The 3,887-nt window shown below is 63.1% G+C and carries 3 protein-coding genes; all 3 read left to right on the top strand.

The window, feature by feature from the left end:
• Positions 1-170 precede the first annotated feature (170 nt).
• The 3 genes from QHC67_RS18555 to QHC67_RS18565 are packed head-to-tail and all read left to right on the top strand — an operon-like array spanning position 171 to position 3,699.
• A complete protein-coding gene (locus QHC67_RS18555; protein WP_319296626.1) occupies positions 171-1,421 on the top strand; it encodes a thiamine pyrophosphate-dependent enzyme in 1,251 nt (416 codons plus the stop codon).
• A gap of 2 nt (positions 1,422-1,423) precedes the next feature.
• Positions 1,424-2,437, top strand: coding sequence for an alpha-ketoacid dehydrogenase subunit beta (locus tag QHC67_RS18560; protein ID WP_319296627.1), 1,014 nt, complete (start codon positions 1,424-1,426; stop codon positions 2,435-2,437).
• A 2-nt stretch (positions 2,438-2,439) separates the two neighbouring features.
• Positions 2,440-3,699, top strand: a complete 1,260-nt coding sequence (locus QHC67_RS18565; protein WP_319296628.1) for a dihydrolipoamide acetyltransferase family protein — start codon at positions 2,440-2,442, stop codon at positions 3,697-3,699.
• Positions 3,700-3,887 lie beyond the last annotated feature (188 nt).

Below are 3,887 nucleotides of genomic sequence, written 5' to 3' on the forward strand. Positions count from 1 at the left end.
TTCGCGCAGCGCAACATCATCCCCGATCAGATATGTGCGCGCCAGTCGGGCGATGTCTTGTTGATCGACATCGAGGTGCAACTTGAAAATGGCGCCGTCGCACGCCTGCTGGTCGAAAAGCTGCGCGCCATCGTCCGCGTCGAGCGCGCCACCCTGCTGGGGGATGTTCAATGAAGAATACCTATCCGAAGAATCATGTGCCGCTTTCCCTTCATGTCCCTGTGCCCGCAGCGCGACCGGGGCAGGCTCCCGATTTTTCCGGCATCCTGTTCGAGGGACCCGGCGCCTGCCCGCGTCCGGCATTCGACACCAATGCCTCGGCAATGCGCGACTATCCGTTTCGGCTTATCCGCGTGCTCAATGACGCTGGCGTGCCGGAAGGCGACTGGAACCCCCAACTGCAGCCCGACACGCTTCGCCGAGGCTTGCGGGCGATGATGCTGACGCGCGCCTATGACGAGCGCATGGTTCGCGTACAGCGGCAGGGCAAGAGCAGCTTCTACATGAAATCCACCGGCGAAGAAGCCGTGGCTGTTGCGGCGGCCATGGCGCTCGACCGGGACGACATGTGTTTCCCGACGTATCGCCAGCAGGGCCTGCTCGTCGCGCGAGACTGGCCGCTGCGCGACATGATGAACCAGGTCTACTCCAACAGCGGGGACCGGCTGAAGGGGCGGCAGATGCCCGTTTTCTATTCGAGCCGGGAGGCCGGCTTCTTCTCGATCTCCGGGAACCTGGGCACTCAGTACAGCCAGGCGGTCGGCTGGGCGATGGCGTCTGCTGCCTGCAACGACAGCCGGATCGCGTCAGCGTGGATCGGCGATGGTGCAACGGCCGAAGGAGACTTTCATTACGCCTTGACCTTTGCCTCGGTCTATCGCGCTCCGGTCGTTCTCAATATCGTCAACAATCAGTGGGCGATCAGTTCGTTCGCCGGTATCGCAGGAGGTAACGAAACCACTTTCGCCGCGCGCGCCCTAGCCTATGGCCTGCCGGCGCTGCGGGTGGACGGGAATGACTTTCTGGCCGTTTACTCCGCGACCCAGTGGGCCGCCGAGCGCGCCCGCGCCAATCTGGGTGCGACGGTCGTCGAACTCGTCACGTATCGCGCCGATGGTCATTCCACCAGCGACGATCCCGCGCGCTACCGCGCCGCCGACGAGGCGTCGGCCTGGCCGCTGGGCGATCCCATCGCAAGGCTGCGCGATCATCTGGTCGCAATGGGGGAATGGGACGCGGACCGGCATCTGGCGCTGCAGGAGGAGCTTGTGGAGCATGTCCGCGAGGAGGGCAGGGCGTCCGAGGCTCTTGGCACCCTGGGGCAGGGGCCGCAGCATGACCGCGCCTCGATGTTCGATGATGTCTACAAAGATATGCCAGCGCATCTGCAAAAGCAGCGCGCGCAGATGCTGGAGGGGTAATAATGGCGCGGATGAACATGATTCAGGCGATCAACAGCGCCATGGACGTTTGCCTGGCGTTAGATCCCAAGGTGGTGATCTTCGGGCAGGACGTGGGCTTTTTCGGCGGTGTCTTTCGCGCGACCGACAAGCTGCAGGAGCGCCATGGTCTTACGCGCGTGTTCGATGCGCCGATCGCAGAAGGAGGGATCATCGCCACGGCGGTAGGCATGGGCGCTTACGGGATGCGGCCAGTCGTGGAGATCCAGTTTGCGGATTACATCTACCCCGGCACGGACCAGCTGATTTCGGAGGCGGCGCGGATGCGGTATCGCACCGCTGGAGAATGGTGGTCGCCCCTCACCGTGCGCACGCCCTATGGCGGCGGAATTTTTGGCGGCCAGACGCATAGCCAGTCGCCAGAAGGCATCTTCACGCACGTCGCCGGGCTGAAAACGATCATACCTTCCAATCCCTATGATGCCAAAGGCCTGCTCATCGCGGCGATCGAAGATGACGATCCCGTTCTCTTCTTCGAACCCAAGCGGCTGTATAACGGGCCGTTTGACGGTCACCATGACCGGCCGGTGACTGCCTGGGCCAAGCATGCCGCAGGCGAAGTGCCCGAAGGACATTATACCGTGCCACTGGGCAAGGCGGCAACTGTGCGGTCAGGCCAGGCAGTCACTGTGCTCGCATATGGTACGATGGTGCATGTCGCGCTGGCGGCGGCAGAAGAGAGCGGCATCGACGCCGAGGTCATAGACCTGCGTACACTCATGCCGCTTGACCTCGACACCATCGTCGCCTCGGTCAATCGGACGGGCTGCTGCGTCATCGTGCATGAAGCGACGTTGACCTGCGGATTTGGAGCGGAACTTGCGGCGCTGGTGCAGCAGCATTGCTTTTACGCCCTTGAGGCACCAGTGGAACGCGTTGCCGGTTGGGACACACCCTATCCGCATGCTTTCGAGTGGGATTATTTCCCCGGCCCTGCGCGCGTAGGCGCTGCGCTTCGCCGGGCTGTGGAGCGTTGAAGATGGGACAGAGAGTATTTCGGCTGCCAGACATTGGCGAGGGGACCGCGGAAGCCGAACTGGTCGCCTGGCACGTCAACGTTGGAGACGATGTCGCAGAGGATCAGCCCCTGTGCGATGTGATGACCGACAAGGCGACGGTAGAGGTCACGGCGCCCTTCGCCGGCATCGTCGTCGAGCGGGTGGGGGCGCCAGGTGAAATGCTTCCGGTCGGCGGGGTCATCCTGACTTTTGATGTGGGGGGCGACCAGGCGCAAGCGCCATCAGGGGCCGGCGAAGCCGAAGTGGACGAAGCGCCGAATGTCGCGGCGATCGCCGAACCTGCGATCGAGCCTGCGCGCGCAGATCCAGTGGAAGCACAAGTTCTTGCCTCGCCCGCGGTACGCAAGCGAGCGGCCGACTCCGGGATCGACCTGCGCCAGGTGGCAGGGTCGGGTCCGGCAGGAAGGATCCGGCAGATCGATGTCGACTCTTACCTGGCCAACACGGCCTCTTCGTCAGTCGAGGCGATGCCGTCCGGCCGGGTGCCCGAGCGCATCGCCGTCAGGCAAGGCGAAGCAGAGGATGGCATCGAGGAAGTTCCCGTCATCGGCCTGCGACGGCGGATCTCCGAGCGCATGCAGGACACCAAGCGCCGCATCCCGCATTTCTCCTACATCGAGGAAGTGGATGTCACGCAGTTGGAGGCGCTGCGCGGACACATGAACGCGACACGCATCGAGGGTCAGCAAAAGCTCACGATCCTGCCATTCCTCGTGCGCGCTCTGGTCCGGGTTCTTCCTGAATTTCCCCAGTTGAACGCCCTCTATGACGACGTGTCCGGCGTCGTGCGGCGGTACACGGCGGTCCATGCCGGGATCGCGACGCAGACGCCACAAGGCCTGGTCGTGACCGTAATGCGTGATGCGGCTCGTCATGACATCTGGACCACCGCTTCGGAATTGTCGCGCCTGTCAGGTCTGGCGCGATCGGGACGAGCCGCCAAGGCCGACCTGTCAGGATCCACGATCACGATCACGAGCCTGGGCGCCATGGGCGGCATCGCCACCACGCCTGTCATCAACAGTCCGGAAGTGGCGATCCTGGGCGTCAACAAGATGATCGAGCGGCCGATCGTCGACCGCGGCCAGATCCGGATCGCCCAGATGATGAACCTCTCCTCGTCCTTCGATCACCGCGTCGTCGACGGATGGGATGCCGCATCGTTCGTCCAGCGGATCAAGGCCACGTTGGAAAATCCCGCCCTGTTGTTCATCGATTGACACTCGCCAAGGCGATCCTCAGTCGATGCGCAACGTGACGAAACCAGCAGCCTGCCAACTATCGCGCGTCTCGGGGAGCAAGGAGTCTCGCAACGCGTTGGGACGCGCAGGCTTATGGTCCAGACTGTGTGGAAACGCGTTAAATATGCTATGATGAGGCGACAGTCTGGAGGGTCAAATGGGTCGCT

It is taken from the genome of Sphingobium sp. (assembly GCF_033795625.1).
In the GTDB taxonomy this organism is placed as follows: Bacteria; Pseudomonadota; Alphaproteobacteria; order Sphingomonadales; family Sphingomonadaceae; genus Sphingobium.